The sequence below is a fragment of the Fusobacterium ulcerans ATCC 49185 genome, from assembly GCF_900683735.1.
Classification (GTDB): domain Bacteria; phylum Fusobacteriota; class Fusobacteriia; order Fusobacteriales; family Fusobacteriaceae; genus Fusobacterium_A; species Fusobacterium_A ulcerans_A.
The window spans coordinates 218,246-236,785 of sequence record NZ_LR215979.1; the positions used below are offsets into that span (position 1 = coordinate 218,246).

An 18,540-nucleotide genomic window follows, 5' to 3' on the forward strand; every position below is an offset into this window, starting at 1 on the left:
TGCAAATTATATAAAGCAGTTAAAATTTATTCTGCAGCTATATTTTTTATTTTATTATTAAAAAAAGAAAGAATTAATAGTAAAAATAAAAGTGAAAAAATATAAAAAATGAAAATAAAAAACAAGAGTTCTCCTTTATGTATAAAGGCGAACTCTTATAAAATTTTACTTTGTCTAAAATAATCTTTATTTCTATATAATTATATATATCATAAAAAAATAAAATAAGCAATTTTTATTTAAATAAAAACCTTTAATTCTAAAAAATATGAGGTGGAAACTTTGCATTTAAGATGATTTTAAAAAAAATAAAAAAATTACGAAAAGTTCTCTTTTATACATAAAGAAGAACACTTTTTTGAATGCTTGTTTTTATATGGAATAGAGGTTATTATGACAGAGGTAAAATTTTTTAAAATCTATAAAAAAAGAAGAAATTTAAAAAGTATGTATGAATCAAAAGAAAAATTAGAACTTTTTTGAAAAGTAGTTTTTGCAGGACTTACACAGGAAAAAAAGTAATAATAAAAAATTTAGGAACTTTTGAAATGAAAGAACTTAAACCAAGAAAATATATGATATTTATCAAAATAATCTCTGCATGACAAAAGAAAGAACAGTAGTGAAATTCAGAGTAAAAAATAATTTTACAGAAAAAGTAAATAACTGTAACTTATCAGATGAAACTGGGATGAAGTAAAGTAGTCTGACAAAAAGTGCAGTTAAAATAAAATAATGGGAGGAATATAGTTATGATTAGCAATTTTAATGAGGTAGAGAAATCTCTAAAGAGATGTCTAAAAGAAAAGGTATCAATAACCACAGCTACAGTTGTAGGGTTTTTGATAGCAGGTACAGTAGCATTTGGAAGAGAGGCTACAGTAACTAAAGAATACACTAATGAGAACTTTTCAACTGCAATAACTGAAAAGGTAATGAATAATCAATATGGATTAATGTTAAAAGATAATACAGGATTTAAAGGGGTTATATATGAATTTAAATTTGGTGAAGAAAAGCCTTCAGCCATTGAACGTCTTATAACAGTTAGTAAAGGAAAAACAACACTGGATAAAGGTACAAATCTTTCAACAAGTGAAGGAATGACTTTATTAAATATAGTTGGAGAAGATAAAAATGGTATTACAGAGGTAATTAGTGAAGCAACTTTAATAAATAATAACTCTTCTTTAGAAGAAGAAAATGATCGTTTTTGGAGACCAACAGTTATTGTAAATAGTTTTCAAGGTAATACTTCTTTTACAAATTCTGGAACAATAACTAAAACAGGACATCCAACATATAATTGTGCAGTTGATTTATCTGCTGGTAAAGATTATACAACAACTTTCACAAACAGCGGAATAATTAATGGACTTATAAAGTCAGATGCTGATAACAGACAATTAGGTAATATTGTTATAAACCTAAAAGATAATTCAAAAATAAATGGAGAGTTCTCTTTTGCTGGTGGTGGAACAAGAACAATAAATATTGACAATAACACAGATGATTTAACAATAAATAATACATCTGATAATGAAACTTTTGTAAGAACTAATAATAGTGATATTACATTAAGAGGAGAAATACATTCAAAAGGAACAACAGTTGAATTAAATAATAAAGATGGAATTAGCTGGGATGTTACTATTACGGCTGGAAGCAATATTTTAACAAACAAAGGGCATATATTTGGAAAAATAGGAATAGGGGTAGAAGATGACTATCCGGATGTAGGTAGTGGTACTGGTTATAATGTTAGAGAAATAAGAATAATAAATAATGGAAAAATCACAGCTTCATCTCGAGGAATATATAATGGAGATAGACTAAAATATAATAAAACATATATAGAAAATGCTAAAGATGGAGAGATTCTAGTAAATCATTTGGAGGAAACTGCTGGTTGGGGTAAGCCTTATTACTATAATACAGGAATATATTCAACATCAGTACCAGGCACTGAAACTCCTGGAAAAGTAATTAATAATGGAAAAGTAACTATTGATTTAACAAAACAACAGGAAGAATTAAAAGGAAAATACCAAAGTACAAATGGAGATATGTATATTGAGATACACGGATTAAAACTTAATGAACATACATGGGGATATAACAATGGAACAATTCTTGTAAATTCTTTTGGTGGTGTAGGAGTTGTACTTTCTAATGGACAGGAAAATGCAAATAATTTTAAAGGTAAATATGGATATTTTGAAAATAATGGAACTGTTGAAGTAAATGGGGATAAAGGAATAGGATTACAACTTATCACTAGTGGAGAAATAAATGCTGCAAAAGAAGCAATAAATACAAAAGAAGGAAACATTATAGTTTCTGGAGAGGGTGTTACAGGTGTAAAAGTAGATGGAGCAACAACAACTTTCACAAATGATGGAACAATCACATTAAAAGAAGGAACAACTAATGGAGTAGGAATCTCTGTTGTTAGAGGAACTGCTACAAATAATGGAACAATTGCATTAGGGTTAGGAACAGAGAATACTTCTGGAAATATTGCTATTGCAAATGCAAATGGAACAGCTAAAAATACTGGTAAAATAAAAATAACAGATAAAACAGCTGAAGAATTAAAAGGATTTGATATTTCAACTCTATTTGCTGGAAACTATATTAACTCTGGAATGCTTGTAGATAAAAATGGAATAGCAATAGAAAAAGAAAATGATGCTCAAATTAGTGGTGATGTAAATACAGGTGATATAAATGAAGCTGGGAACCCAGAAAGCAGTATAGTTATTAAAGATAATACTACAATTAGTGGTTCTGATACAGCTATCGAAGTAGGATCTTTAAATGTTACAGGAACTGCCACTATTGCAAATGGAGATGACTCTGCACCTGTAGAAATAAAAGGAACTACAACTAACCTAGATGCTACTGGAAGTCTAGCAATAGGTGGAGAGAGTAAAGCTGACTTAGTAATTACAGGCGGAACAGTAAATGGAGATAAAGAAGGAACAGCAGTAACATTTGAGAATACAGAATCAACTTTAACATTAGAGGGAACAAGCTTCAATGGAAATATAGGAGTTAATACTGACAATGGAACATTAAAAACAACAGGAACAGATGCAACAGTAATAACAGGAAATGTTAAAGCTAAAGAACTAGAACTAGCAGGAACAACAGCAATAACAGGAAATATTGAAACTAAATCAATGGCTGTAACAGCTGGAGAGACTAAAATAGCTGGAAAAATAACTGGAGCTACAACAATTAATATAGGAACTACTCCTGTTCCAGTGGCAAGGATGGCTTTCTCTTTAGCAAATAATATAGCAACAGCCACTGATAATGTACCAAAAAATGCAACAGTTACATATTCAGCAGATTCAGCAATAATAGGAAATGCACAATCATCAAGTACTTTTAATAATACTTTTACTGGAACAACAGTAACTATTGCTGAGAATGGAGTACTTAAAGCTGAAGTGGATAATGATGGAAATAATCTATTTGGAAATTCTAAAAATGTAAACGTAACTGGAACTGGAACAGTTGAATATCTTACTTCAAATATAGACAAACAAACAGTGACATTAGCCTTAGGTAACAATGTAAATTTAGCAAATGAGATTAACTTTACTACAAATAGTGATTTCTATTCATATAATAATGGAACTTTAACATATAAATTAGATAATGTAAATAATAAAATATTATCTGATATTTCTAACAAAGCTTTTGTAGTAAATACTGTACTTAGTCAAGACCTAGATGAAAGAGAAGCTCAGTTAGATAATATTTATTCAAATAATGTGTACTCAGAAACAGTAAAAATGGCTATGGATACTTTGAGAATGAATGAAGATGCAGTATTATCATTAGGTGGAAAACCAGAGGAAGGAAGATGGACAGCTCAAGGTAAAATGTTGTTCAGCAGAACTGAGTATGACAGAACTGGAGTAATAAGAGATTTTGGTGTAGAAACAAAAACAGCAGGTCTTTTAGGAACATTGGAATATGGAATTTCTGAAAAGTCATCAGTAGGATTTGCTTTCTCAGGAAGTAAACAAGAACTTGATATGAAAAATGCAAGCGCAGATGGAGATGCTTTCTATTTTGGAGTATATGGAAAACAAGATGTAAATAATTTCAAATTAACAGCAGGATTAGGATATCAATTAGATAAAATAGATGCTGATAATAATGTAATGGTTTCTACAGGAGATAAATATGATTCAAAAGCATTCAGTGGATATGCTCAAGGAAAATATATAATAAATGCTGGAAATGATGTAACAGTAGAACCAAAATTAAAATTAGCATTAACAAGATTGACTCAAGAATCTGCAAAAGACAAACACTTTGAAATGGAAAAAGTAGAAGCAACAACATTTGATACAGAAGTAGGAGTAGACCTAGTAAAAACTGTAAAACTAGAAAGTGGAAAAATGAATCTATTAGCAGGAATCAGCTATACAAGAAGTATGGGAGATACTGATAATAAATTTAAAGGAAACTTTGTTGGAACAGATGGAACTAAGGGAGAAAGATTTGATGTACTAGGAGGAAACTTAGGAGAAAATACTCTAAAAATTAATATAGGAGCTGAAGTAGAAAAAGATAATGGATTCTTCTATAATGGTGGATTAAACTATAAGTTTGATAATGAAGACAGAGAAACATTTGGAGCAACAATAGGTGCAGGATACAAATTCTAATTATAAAAGTAAAGTTTTATCATAACTAAATCCCAGCAGCTGCAGGTAATTACTTACCTGCAGTTGTACTTTGCACAAAAGGAGATATAAATGAAAAAAATATTAATATTAGTGGCAGCTCTATTAATAATAAGCTGTGGAAATAATTCCAAAGAAATAGACCTTTCTCTATTGGAAAATAAAAATGGAGTTTTCTATGAAAAGGGAGCTGAAAAGCCATTTACAGGAAAAGTAACAGTTAAATATCCAGATGGAAAAAAAATGATGGAGAGCAGCTGGAAGAATGGAAAACAAGATGGAAAGCAGACTCAATATTATGAAGATGGAGCAATAAAAATAGAGGGAATATTTAAAGATGGAAAGGCAGATGGAACAATAAAAGTATATGATCCATCAGGGAAAATAATTCTTCAGGAAGATTGGAAAGATGGAGAGAGAGTAAATAAATAGGAGCAGAGAAAAATAGAAAATTTTCTAGCAAGAGAATAATAATAGTTTACTCTAAGAAATAGTAAAAATCAGAGCAACAAAAATATAGTAAAGCAATTAAAGCAAGAGGCAGGAATTATTCCTGCCTCTTTTGTTTTATAAATTAAAATATTTAAAAAATATTTTTTGTTTAAAAAATTATTTTATATCTATTTCTGAAATACTTTCTTCAAAGCTTTTATCTAAAGGGAGTATCTGATATTTTGTCTTTGAAAAATCTATTTTTTTCAAATCTATCTTTCTTATTTGACTGTTAGACATAGTTTTATAGTAAATTTCTTTATCATTTAAACTGCATACTGATGTCCATTGAGTTGCAGTTAAAAGATTATCAGGAATATCTTTTTTATATTCTGAAGGATATTCAGCTCCAATAGGAATATCAAAATTATTTAAAATATGAAAAGCTTCTTGTATTCCTTCTAGGGAAGTATTTGCAGGTTTCATTGTATTTAAATAATAAAAAGCTCTGATGAATCTAGAAGGAGGTGTTACATCTCCTGGTAATCCTAAAGCTCCTGTTCCAGCTCCAAATGAAAATATTTTGTGATTGTTCATAGTATAATCTTTTGCATTTCCTGAATAAAGATTGATATAATTATTTAAATTTTTTAAATGCCATTCATAATCAGGGGAATTTGTTAAAACTCCTATTTCATTATCATATATCTTAACCTCTCCATTATTAATTATTTCAAGAACTATATTTTTACCAGAAGCATCTGCAATTCTCCAGTGTGCTGTAGGCAGAGGAAGACCATTTTTATCATTTCCTATATTTACCACTTTAATTTTTTTTAATCCTTCTTTTACTTCATCAACAGTTGAAAAATTGGAAAGTATCCAGGTTACTAGCTGCATATCTGTTACAGATTCTTTTGAAATTTTTTCATTGTATTTTGTAAGGCTTCCATAATGTGGAAAATAAAAAAGTCCTGCATTGAGTCCAGCTTCATTGATACCTTCTCCAATAAATAAATCTGAGATAATAGCAATTCCAACAAATCCATATTTTGCTTTCCATTTGTGTCCATTCATTTTTCCATCAGAAGTTAAAGATTGAAACTCTTTTTCTTTAGGTGATATGACGATCTTACTATTCAAATCTCCCTCTCCATACTCTATTGTTCTGGCTTGAATCATTTTATCATCATTAGTTTTTATAGTTATTCCTGTACAGGCATAAGAAAATGTAGAAATCAGCATAAAAATGATTCCAAACATTATGATACTTATTCTCATGATTTCCTCCTTAAATATTTATGATTTTTATGAGTTGAATATATAAAATAATATATTTATTATATCATCTTTTTATTTCTAAAAAAAGGCATACTTTAAATGATTTTTATTATAAAATGAATATTTTGTTTTAACATTCTAAATTTATTTTAATTTTTTTCTATTCTTTTTTATATTCTCATATATTTCACAATTTCTGATATGTAATAAAATGCTAGAATATTTTCTTTTTGTTATCTATAAAATATCTTTTTAGTAAGTTTAGGCTTATCATATAAAAATTTTCTAGAAACTTTTTTATAAAATTTACTTAAAAAATTACTATATTCAACTTAAAAATTTGAGTTTGTTTTTACCAAATGTATAGTACTAAGCAGATTTTATTAAAACCTGAAATTGAAAAAATAAAATTAAATAAATTTATTAGGTTTTAATAAAAAATATATTGAATACAATCGAATTTATTTTATCAAGCATAAAAAATACAAATTTATTGTGTTGTAAAAGTGTAAATTGCGTGATATTATCTGTTGTATTTTACAAATATATAAAAAACAAATATAAAAATATACTTTTTATATTGATAAAATTTTATAGAATTATAGAAAATAATCGATTTTTTATATGCTGATGTAATATGTCTTGTTTGAAAAAATAAGAACTAATTTTCTAAAAAGTATTCTCTAAAAAAGACAACAAAATATTTGATAATAACCTATAACATTATAAATATATAAGCTGTAACAAACTATTTATTACAGATAAAAATATAAAAAAAATATACATAAAATAGAACTTAAAAATTAGGATTTACCTGTATTATTAAAAACTGTAATATGCAGTATAATAATAATATTAAAACTTTAAAAGTTTCATTTTGAAAATAAGTTTTATTTTATGATCTGGGAGGAAAATTTTGAAAGAAAAAATTAAAGTTGCAGTTCCTGAGTTCGTATTAAAGACTTTAAAGGAGGATCAAAAACATTTTGATATCACTAAAGAGAAACTTTGTAATGAAATTTTGTTGAAATTCTCAAGAGAAAATTTAAATTGTTATTGCGATATTCAGTTTAACAAAAATGAGTATCTCCAATTTAATTTAAATAAGACAAACAAAATTTATTATGAAGAATTAAGTAAAAAAATAAATGGAAAAAATGATTCTGAAAAAATTAGAAAAATATTTTCTGAATATGCTATTCTTCAACCATTTGTCAGAGAGGCTATTTTATTTCGAGAAAATATTATATGTATAAATTCTTTTGAAAAAAGTAAAAGGAGTTTAAAAGTATGTACAAATGGTGAAATATATGAAGGGAAAGTAGAAAAAATATTTATAGATGAAGTGAAAGGATATTTAATGGCAACAATAAATAAATCTAGTCATTATATTAGTGAAATAAAAATTTTAAATTAAAGATATTTAAGAATGAAACAAAGGGAGGATTTATGAGAAAAATAATGATAGGAGTTTTTCTTTTATCTAGTTTAGGATCTGTTCTTTATTCACAGGAAATAAATGAAAAAGAAGGGATGAAAGTTTTAGAACAGATAAGAAAAGAAATTCAAGCTGAGGAAAAGGCTAAACAAAAAGCTATTGAGGAAGCTGAAAAAGCAAAAAAAGAAGAAGAGAAAGCAAGAATAGTAGAAGAAAAAAACAAAGAGAAAAAGGGGAAAAAAATAATTGAAGAAATAAAAAGAGATATGAATGAATCTCTTGAAGAGAAGGTATTCAGAAGTGAAAATAGTCCTGAAGCTAGAATAGCGGCAGCTGGAGCAGCTTTTGAAATAGGAAAAGAGAGAATAGCATTTTTAAAAGTTGAAGAAGAGGAAATTATAAAACTTGAAGAATCTTTGGGGATAGAAGCTAATGAAAATAGGATATTTTTAGGACAAAAATTTGATGAAGTATATGACAAATTTAATTCAAATAATAATGAAATTGAATTACTTTTATTAGAGAATGAAAAGTTAAAAGAATATTTAACTAGATTAGACAAAATGGAACAAAAAGTAAAAGCAGGAAACTAAAGGGGAGAAGATGTATGAGAAAAAATGATATTGAAAAATCTTTAAAAAGATTTTTAAAAAGAAAAGTTAGTTATTCTCTTTCACTTTTGATAGCCTTCATGATAACAGGAGGAATATCTTTTGGTGAAGGAATAACAGCAGAGGAGATACAGGAAACTAGAGGAGATCTTTTAACTAGAATACAAACAGAGCGTGAAGAAATAAAAAGAAAAATAGCAGAAAATGAAAGACTTATAAAAGAATATAATTCAGACTTTGTAGAACTTGTAAGAAAGGGAGATTTTTATTCTAAACCTCTAATTCCAAGTACACAAGTTTTTTTTAGTTATCAATATTTAGATAATGGAAAAATGAAAGATAGAACAGAGAAAGAATTTAAAGAAACTATAGATGCTGTTAATAAACATTATGGAATAACAAGTGGAGAAAGTTTATTAAAATCTACAGGAAATGTTGGAAAAGATAAAGTGATGGCTGGAAATGGGGTAGTAGTTGATAATGAAGTATTTAGAGAAACAATAGAAGTTGGAGCTAATATTAAACCTGTTGAACCTGAACTTCCTTCAATTAATCCAAATGTATCAGTAAATGTGTCAGCACCAGTGGTAAGTCTTGGAGCATTACCTGGAACAGTAAGTCCTACAATGCCGTCAATATCAACAGTAACAGCACCAGTGGTAGCACCACCAACAGCACCAGGAAATTTAAGTGTAAATGTATCAACTCCATTAGCAGTTGATAAAATAACAGTAACACCACCATCAATACCAACAATAGCAGCACCTGCAGAAAAAAGGATAGAAGTAAATACACCAACAGCACCAGGAGGATTTGAACCAACTACAGTAACAGCACCAACAGCACCAGAAACTCCAACTGTAATAATACCTGATATACCTGATATGATAATAGGTTCTAGTACAACAGGAACTGGAGATAATGCTTGGTACTGGAAATCTGATGGAGATCTAGGGCCAATCAATCAAATTAACTTAACAGGAGGAACTTTCTCTGCAAGGAGTGCTTCATCTATAGATAATATTTATATTACTAACTATGCAGGAACAACAACTACTACTAATGGAACAACAAATTATACTTCAGATGCTGGAGATACAAGAGATGTGGTAAATGGAACAGCAACTTCAAGTGTAGGATTTTATAAGTGGTGTGGTGCACCTATTATAAGAATGGGAAGTGCAGTTACTATAAACTGGGAAGGAGCTGGCTCAAACAGAAGGGCCTTATTAAAAAATGATGTTCATGGAGATAATGCTACAGCATTAAATACTCTAAAAAACGGAAGTTCAGCTCAAACAATAACAACTGCTGAATATAACTATATTGCAAGTAATATTTATCCATATCATAACCATACTAATGCTGGAAATACTGATGGTAATGGTTCGCTTACAGCAACTAAAATTATGTATGGAGCTAACTATGGAACATGGAACTTATCAGGAGATTATATCAATGGTTATGAAGCTGATGGACATGCTGATTCTTCTAATAACCGTGCTACTGTTTTTCAGAATTATGGAACAATTCAAACATTAGCAAATAGTTCAAGAATTGCTTTGCTAGCCTATGGAAGTGAGAATAGTGGCTATCGTACTTTTACAAGTGTAAACTCAGGAACTATGATAATTAATGGAAAGACAAGTGCTATATTTGCTCCTAATAGATCAGGAACAAATCATGAAATAAATTTTTTGAATTATGGAAAATTAGTAATTAATGGAGGAAATAATGTAGGATTATACATTAATGGATCTTCAGATGGTGGATCAACTTTATTTATGGATAAACCTTTAGAAATATATGGTGATAATAATATAGGAGCTTATTTTCTTACAAGTGGTTTTAACCTTAATGGAACTAATAGTGAGCTGAAAATAAATATTGGAGTAAGCGATACAAATGTTACTAATATTGGTCAAAGTACAATAGGAACAGGAAATAACACTATATTAGGACAAGTTTCTGCTTTAATAGAGGGAAATGTTGGTATTTCTTCTAAATTTGCAAAAGCATTAAAAAACCATGAGATAAAAATAGGAACAGAAACTAAATCTAATATTGGATTTTATGGTGGACATACAACTGGAATTTTTTCTCTTGGAACAGGAAATATTACAATCTATGGTGGAAAGAGTAATATAGGAATATATACTGATAAGGGAGACATAACATCATCTGGAGATATAACATTGTCAGGTGGTATAGGAAATATGGCTGTTTATTCTACAGCAGCTGGAAAAACTGTTCAAGTAAATAAAATAAATACTGCAGATATAGAAGATTCAGTAGTTGTTTATGGGGAAAATGGAGCTAAAATTATAGCAAAGGAATTAAATGTAGTTTCAAAGATAGGAGATAATCCTACAGCTGCAGATAAGAACGATACAGGAGCTGCCTTTGCAAAAGGAGCAGGAACAACTATCACAATAACTAGAGTATCACCTGCTATTGAAGCCAATATAAATATAACTGGGGCAAAGTTAACTGATGCAGACAGATATGTTGGATTTGGATTAATGGCAGCAGAAGGTGGAGTTATTAATGCTAAAAATAACTATATAAAAGTAACTGATGGTTCAACAGCAGCAGCCTCTATAGGAACAAACTCTAATATAGATTTATCAGGAGGGACAGTAGAATTCAATGGTTCAGGATATGCTGTTTATTCAGATGGAGTAGGAAAAATAAATTTAAGTAATTCTAATATTATTCTAAAAGGAAAATCTACAGCATTTGATCTTACCCTTGGAGCAACCTCTCCAATCACATTAGATTCAAATTCAAGAATACATGTAGAATCTAATGATGTTGTTGTATTTAATTTAAAAAATGCAACAGGATTAAATACAAATAATTTGGAGGCTAGTATAACCACAGCTCTTGGATCAGCTTTGGGAGGAACAAGTCTTTCATCTCTTATAGTTGCAGGAGAGGGAATTGATAAATATAAAACTGCAGCTGTTGATGGTGGAACAATTATTATTGGAAATTTAGATAAAACTGGAATAGGGGCAGCTGGTGAAACTCAAGAACAGAAAGATGGGAATTTCTACTATAATAGATTCTTGGGGCAAAGACTTGTAGCCACAGCTACAAACAGTACTGTTTCTGCAGTTCTTAATAATACTCAGGCTTCTAAATTTAATAATCAAGTAGTTGGATTAGAAATGAATTCAAGTAAATTAGCTGCTTCTAATGCAGAAGCAGGAATAAATTTAGTTAATTCAACTATTATAGCTGATAGAGATGGAGCAGGTGCAGGAGCAATAGGAGCTTTTATAAACTATGGAGTTGTAAATATAGATGGAACTAGCTTGATAAAAGTTGAAAAAGAAAATAATACAGTAAATGATAAGGCAGTAGGTATTTATGCAGTAAATGGAAGCAAAGTTTCCAATAATGGGGATATTGAAGTAGGAGGAAAAGAATCTATTGGAATTCTTGGAATGGCATATAGAGAAACTGTTGATGGAACAGTAGTAGTAGCTGAATATGGCTCATCAGCACAAGATCAGGGGAAAATTGATATAACTAATAGTAAAAATATAACACTTGATGGAGAGGGAAGTATTGGTATATATGCATATAATAATAATCCTTCTGGAACAAATGCAGATGCAAATGTAAGCAATACAGCAAATATAACAGTTGGAAATTCAGGAGATTCTGCAGCTATAGGTATATATGGAAAAAAAGCTAAAATTTCAAATACTGGTAATATAACAGTAGGAAATGGTGGAGTAGCTATATATGCAACTAAAAAAAGTGAAATAACAAATCTTGGGACTTTAAATCTTAGTTCAAATGGAATAGGAGTTATAATTGATGGAACATCAACTATTGCAACTACAGTTACTAATATTGTTTTAAACAGTGTTGGAGAAGCAGATACTAGTGGGAAAACTGGTATCTTCTATAAAGGGGATTCAGGGACAGAAAGTAAAACTATAGGTGTAGCAGTAAATGCTTCGGCTCTTGATAAAGGAACTGCTATATATGTTGAAAATATGAATGTCACTTCTTCTGGAACTTTAAATGTAGGTAAAGAAGGGGTAGGTATTTTTGTAAAAGGAAATTCAACTCAGACAGGTACAAATACAGGAAATATTGATCTTACATCTGGAAAAACAGGTGCAGTAGGTATGTATACAAAAACTGCCAATATTCTTAATGGTACAGGTGGGGTTATAAATGTAAACGATGTTTCTCAAATAGGGATGTATGCAGAAGGAGCAGGTAGTAAAGCAACAAATAAAGGAAAAATAAATCTAAATGTAGATAAAACAATAGGTATCTATGTAAAATCAGGTGCTGTTACAGAGCTTGATGTAGGAAATACTATAGTATTTAATGGAAAATCAAGTGTAGGAGTTTTTGCTGAAAATGCAGCAGTAAAGTTTAAAGATAATTTGACTTTTAAAAATAATAATGAAAATAAAAATATCTATATTTATGGTAAAGGTACAACAGTTGGAATAGAAGCAGGTAAAGTAGTAACAGTAGATGGTGGAACTTTAACAACAACAGGAAATAAGACTGTAGGAATTTATCTTCAAAATGAAGGTACTGGAAGTACATTTACAAGTAATACAACAGGGCAATTAAATGTTGTAAATGGAGCAATAGGTATTTACTCAAAGGGGAATAATACTTTAAATGTAAATGCAAATGTAACAGCAGCAGGAGAAAAAACTACAGGAGTGTTTATTGAAGATGGATCAACTATAGCGGGAACTGTAACTATCGTAGGGGCATCAGGAGTAGGAGCAGTAGGAGTATATGGAAGCGGAGGAGCTGTAACAATAGGTGCAGGAGAACTAGCTCTTAATACAAATACAGATGAAGGAACAGGAATGTATCTTACTGATGGAGCTTATGCATCAGGAGGAAAAATCACTGTAAATAATACAGCAGCAGCTGAGAACATAGGAGTATACTACAGTAAGGGAACAGCTTTAAAAACTATAACAAATGAATCTGAAATTGAGCTTGCAGGAAATAAAAGTATAGGAATATATGCAGCAGATGGAATAAATCTTGTAAATACTAAAAATATAACATCTACAGGATTAAATAATAATATAGCTTCATATGTAGGAGAAAACTCAGCACTGACTTCAAATGGAGACATAACTATGACAGGAACAGACAACATAGGTATATATACAGGAAAAGGAAGTGGAGTAAATAATGGAACTATTAATTTAATTGGGGCTACAGGAATATCATCAGCAGGAATGGTAGCTAAAACTGATACAGCATCAGATACAGCTTCTGTAGAAAATAAGAATACAATAACTGTAGGAAATAATCTTGGAATGTATATAAAAGGTGATGGAGCAAGTTCAGGAAAAAATACAGGAAGTATAGTTGCTACAGGAGGAACAGGAGTATATGTAGATGGTGGAGGAAACAGCTTTGATGGAACAGGAGGAAGTATCACATCAAATGCAGTAGGAATCTATCTAAAAGATACAGATGCTTATAAAATTACTGCTGGAACTTTGAATATAGGTTCAGGAGGAGTAGGAGTATTTGGAGAGAATGCTAAGATAGACTTTGCAGTAAATGTTGTAGGAACAGGAGCAGTAGGAGTTGCAGCTAAAAGAGGAACAGTAATATCAGGAAATATAACAACAGGACAGGGTTCTGTAGGGGCATATGTATTAGATAATACAGTATCATTTAATGGTGTTGATATAACAACAGGTACAAATTCAACAAATAGTTCAATTGGAATTCTTTTAAACAGTGCAGTAGGGACATATACAATGAGTAATGTAACTGTAAGTGCTCAAGATGGAGTAGGAATTTATTTAGATGGAACTACCCCAGGAATAAATCTTACTCATAATGGAACTATAAATACAACAGGTGGAATAGGAATCTATGTAGATGCTGGAACTACTCTTACAACTGGAATAAGTGAATTCAATATAAATGGGGGAACAGGAGTATATATAGATGGAGGAACTGCTAACCTTGGAACAACAGGAAACCTTACATTCAATTTCCTTGTAGGTGGAATAGGAATTTATAACAATGGAGGAACTCTTAATCTTGGAAATAATACAACTGCAACAGGTCCAGGTTCTGTTGCAGCAACAGTAAATGGAGACTTAAATTCATCTGGAAATTTAAATATAAGTTCAGGCGGAACAGGATTTCTTGGAATATATGATAATGGAACTACAACAGCTAAGAGTATAAGCAATACTGGAAATATTACAGCTGTATCAGGCGGAATAGGACTGGCAGCTATAAAAGGAACAAGTGATCCAACAGGCGCAATTACAATAAATAATGGAGGAACTATTATTGTTAGTGGAAAAGCAAGCGTATCTCCTTTTGCTCCTTCTATTGGAATATATACAGATATAGCTAATGTAGTAAATACTGGAAATATCAGTGTAGGAAGTAGTGGAATAGGAATTTATTCTAATTATAATGGAGTTCTTACATCAGTCCAAAATGATAATATGAAAATAACAGGAACAGATGGAATAGGAGTATATCTAAAAGGTGCAACAAGTGGAATTGTATCAAATAACATAACTTCAACAGGAGGAAAAGGAAACACAGGATTGGTTCTTGATGGAGTTAATTCAGTAAATATAAATGCAGGAAGTATTACTCTAGGAGATGAAAGTGTAGGAATATTAACAACAAATGGAACAGCTTCTCTAATAGATGGAATTATTTCAATTGGAACTTCAAGTGATACTAAGAGTGCAATTGGAATAGTTGTGAATGCAGGTTCTAATGTAACTGTTGCAGGAACAGCAACTATTACAACTGGAAATAGAGGAATAGGAGTATATTCTGATGGAGCTGGAACAACAGTTACAGTTGCAAATGCAGGAAATATTTCAGTAGGAACAGATGGAATATATATGTACTCTAAAGGAGCTGCTTTGACTTTCACAGGAGATATTACAGCAGATAATCAAATAGGAATAGTAGCAGATAGTGGAAGTGTGACTGCTAATGGAAGTTCAACTATAACAGTTAAGAATGGCGGAATAGGAGCATATATAAAAAATGCAGCACCATCATTTACAGGTTTAAGTATTGTAGTTCAAGCTGGTATTTCTGAAACAAGCTCTAATCAAGCAAAATATTCTGTGGGAGTCTATTATGAGGCTGCAGGAAATATAGGAACACTGCCAACAGTAACACAAACAGGAAGCTATACAATAGGAACAGTATTAAATAAATCAACAGGAACTACAGCTACTGGAATTAATATTGGAACTTCTGAAAGTAATCAGGTAGGAGTAATGGTAAAAGGAGGTTCTACTCTTAATGTAACATCAGGAGGAATTGCAGTAGGAAATGGAGACAGCAATATTGGTATATATGGAGAAAACAGCACAATTAATGTAACTGGAAATATACTAGTTGGCGCAGCTAGTTCACTTAAAAATTCATCAATAGGAGTTTCTTTAAAAGGAGGTTCACATACAGGAACTACAGGAAATCTTTTAGTAGGAAGTAACAGTATAGGAATCTATGGAACAACTATGACTGAAAATATTAGTCAAAATGGAACAACTATGACTGTAGGAGATAATGGAGTAGGTATCTATGGTTCTGGAACTGGGAATATCAACCTAAATATGGCAACAATAGGTCTTGGGAATAACAATTCTGTAGGAATATACGCTAAAGGAATGAATGCGTCAATAACAGGAGACATAGGAGTTGGCACAAATACAAGTATAGGAATAGTAAGTGAAGGAAATGGAAATGTAACATATACAGGGGATATGACTATTGCAGACAAAGGAACTAACAAAGGAGATACAGGCTCAGTAGGAATCTATAAACTGAATGGGACAGGAACTATAACAACTACATCAATGAATAACTGGACTGTAGGAAATAATGGGTATGGAATCTTTGTGAAGCAAGAAAAAGAACAAATAGCAACAATCAATAATGGTGCTGATATGAATCTGGGAACAGCAGCAGTAGGAATTTATTCAAGTGGAGCAAACATAATAAATAATACAGGAAATATAACAGTAGGAGCTACAGATGTAAAAGGTGATCATGATAAGGTAGAAAATCATCTTAACTCAATAGGAATGTATGCAACAGCTGGAACTACTGTAAATAATACAGGAAATATAACTGTAAATTATGACCACTCAGTAGGAATGTATGGAGAAGGAACTGAAACAAAGATTAAAAATACTGGAACTATCAGTGTTGATGGTGGAGGGGTAGGAATCCTTGTAAGAGATGGAGCAGTAGCTGTAAATGCTGTTGGAGGAAATATCATATTAGGAAGTACATTAACCCCAGATCCTTGTACAGCAACAACAGTAGGAATGGCAGCATATTCAGGGGCTAGAATAGAGAATGCAGGAACAATAACTGTTAATGAAGGTATTGGAATGCTCATAGGACAAGGAGCAACATTTGCTAATAGTGGAACTATTTATTTAAAAAATGGAATAGGAATAGAAGGACCAGGAGCAGTAAATAACTATGGAAATATAATTATTATTTCAGGAGGAAGTGGAACTCCAGGAGCAAATGTAGGTTTATCTAATGCTGAAGTAGGAAGTGTAAAAATTGAATCAAATGGAACAATAACAATTAATGATAAATATGTATCTATTGGAGGAACACTTTCAACAGCAGGTAATATAGTAGTAAATGGAGCACTTGTAGATGTAACAACAGGAACACCTTTGTTTAATGCAAACAGTGTAAGTGGAGAGGTAAGAATTCTTCCTAACTTTGCAACAACAGGAAATGGAATTTCATATGAGATAGAAGGTTTTGTTAATACTGCAATGGGAACAATAACAGGAAATAAATTGACTCCTGTAACCTCTCCTCTATTTATTGCAAAAGTAACAGATAATGGAAACCTTGTTATAGCTAAAAGACCATATGCAGATATTACAGTAGGAGAACAATTTGATGCATTGGATAAAGGATTGGATAATATTCTGAAAAATAGTGGGGGAGTAGGAAAAGATGCTGATATCTTAAAAGGATTGAATAAGTACTTGGAAGGGCTGCCATCAGATCAGTTTGAAAGAGAAGCATCATTAAAACTAGCTGAAACAAGAGGAGATATTTATGCAACTATTCAAGGAAGAATGCAGGATATCAACAGAGCTTTTGATAATTCATTCTATGAACTTGAATCTTCATATAATCTGACTAAAGACAGCAGCAAATACAGTGTTATCTATACTGATGGAAACTATAAAGATTCTACATTAGGAATAGATGACTATGATTACAAAGTAATGGGGCTTCTTTATATGAAAGAAAAAGAAGGAACAGAATATGGAAGCAAGTATGGATATACATTAGGATTTACTGGATCAAAATTTGATTTTGATGATGGTGGATCAAAAGAAGATGTATACTCATTGAGAGTAGGAACACATAGAGTTAAAAATCTAAGTGAAGAGCATAAAGTATCATGGCTGTCAAGAATAGAACTTGGATATAACAGACATATTGCTAAGAGAAAGCTTAATCTTCAAGAAACTTATGAGAATAAGGGAGAGTACAATACTTACTCTGTAGCACTTGATAACAGACTTACAAAAGTAATCTATACAGACTTGTCTAGACAGTTGGATGTATATGCTGATTTAGATTTAGAATATGGAAAAGTAGATGACTTTAAAGAAAGCGCTGGAAGTAAAGGTGGACTTGAAGTACAGATTAAAGATAATGACTACTTAAGTACACAGGTAGGAGCAGGAGTGAAAGCATCTCAAAGAATCTATGCAGGAAATGATATATCAGTAAAAGTAACAGCAGATGTAAAATATGCATATGAATTTGGAGATAACTATGATGGTAATAAAGCAAGACTTAAAAATGGAGAAGAGGGATATTACAGCTTGATAACTCCAGAAGAGAGGGAAGGAAAATTAACAGGAAAAGCCGGACTTACAGTAGAAAAAGCTAACTACATGGGAGTAACATTTGAAGTGGAAGCAGCAGATGAGGGAAGTAGAAAAGGTTCATCAATTAAATATGGAATGAGATTCAATTATAAATTTTAATTTAGGAAAGCTGTCCC

The 18,540-nt window shown here is 30.9% G+C and carries 6 protein-coding genes; 5 read left to right on the forward strand and 1 reads right to left on the reverse strand.

All coding sequences use genetic code 11. The features are described from left to right. The first annotated feature begins 752 nt into the window (after positions 1-752). Positions 753-4,691 (forward strand): autotransporter outer membrane beta-barrel domain-containing protein, encoded by a 3,939-nt coding sequence (locus tag E0E45_RS01030; RefSeq protein ID WP_130889431.1) that lies wholly within the window; start codon positions 753-755, stop codon positions 4,689-4,691. A 90-nt stretch (positions 4,692-4,781) separates the two neighbouring features. After that, the gene (locus E0E45_RS01035) at positions 4,782-5,141 is read left to right on the forward strand and encodes a toxin-antitoxin system YwqK family antitoxin (RefSeq protein WP_130889432.1); all 360 of its coding nucleotides are present in this window, start codon (positions 4,782-4,784) and stop codon (positions 5,139-5,141) included. A 177-nt stretch (positions 5,142-5,318) separates the two neighbouring features. On the opposite strand, the gene E0E45_RS01040 is transcribed toward E0E45_RS01035, so the two are convergent. Next, positions 5,319-6,422, reverse strand: a complete 1,104-nt coding sequence (locus E0E45_RS01040; RefSeq protein ID WP_130889433.1) for a linear amide C-N hydrolase — start codon at positions 6,420-6,422, stop codon at positions 5,319-5,321. Positions 6,423-7,338: 916 nt separating this feature from the next. On the opposite strand from E0E45_RS01040, the gene E0E45_RS01045 reads away from it, so the two are divergent. The 3 genes from E0E45_RS01045 to E0E45_RS01055 are packed head-to-tail and all read left to right on the forward strand — an operon-like array spanning position 7,339 to position 18,523. Beyond that, positions 7,339-7,839 carry a hypothetical protein gene (locus tag E0E45_RS01045; RefSeq protein WP_130889434.1) on the forward strand — a complete coding sequence of 167 codons (501 nt, stop codon included), beginning with the start codon at positions 7,339-7,341 and terminating at the stop codon, positions 7,837-7,839. Positions 7,840-7,871: 32 nt separating this feature from the next. Continuing rightward, on the forward strand, positions 7,872-8,453 hold the full coding sequence (locus tag E0E45_RS01050; RefSeq protein ID WP_130889435.1) for a hypothetical protein: 582 nt from the start codon (positions 7,872-7,874) through the stop codon (positions 8,451-8,453). Between the two features lie 14 nt (positions 8,454-8,467). Beyond that, positions 8,468-18,523 carry an autotransporter-associated N-terminal domain-containing protein gene (locus E0E45_RS01055; protein WP_130889436.1) on the forward strand — a complete coding sequence of 3,352 codons (10,056 nt, stop codon included), beginning with the start codon at positions 8,468-8,470 and terminating at the stop codon, positions 18,521-18,523. Positions 18,524-18,540 lie beyond the last annotated feature (17 nt).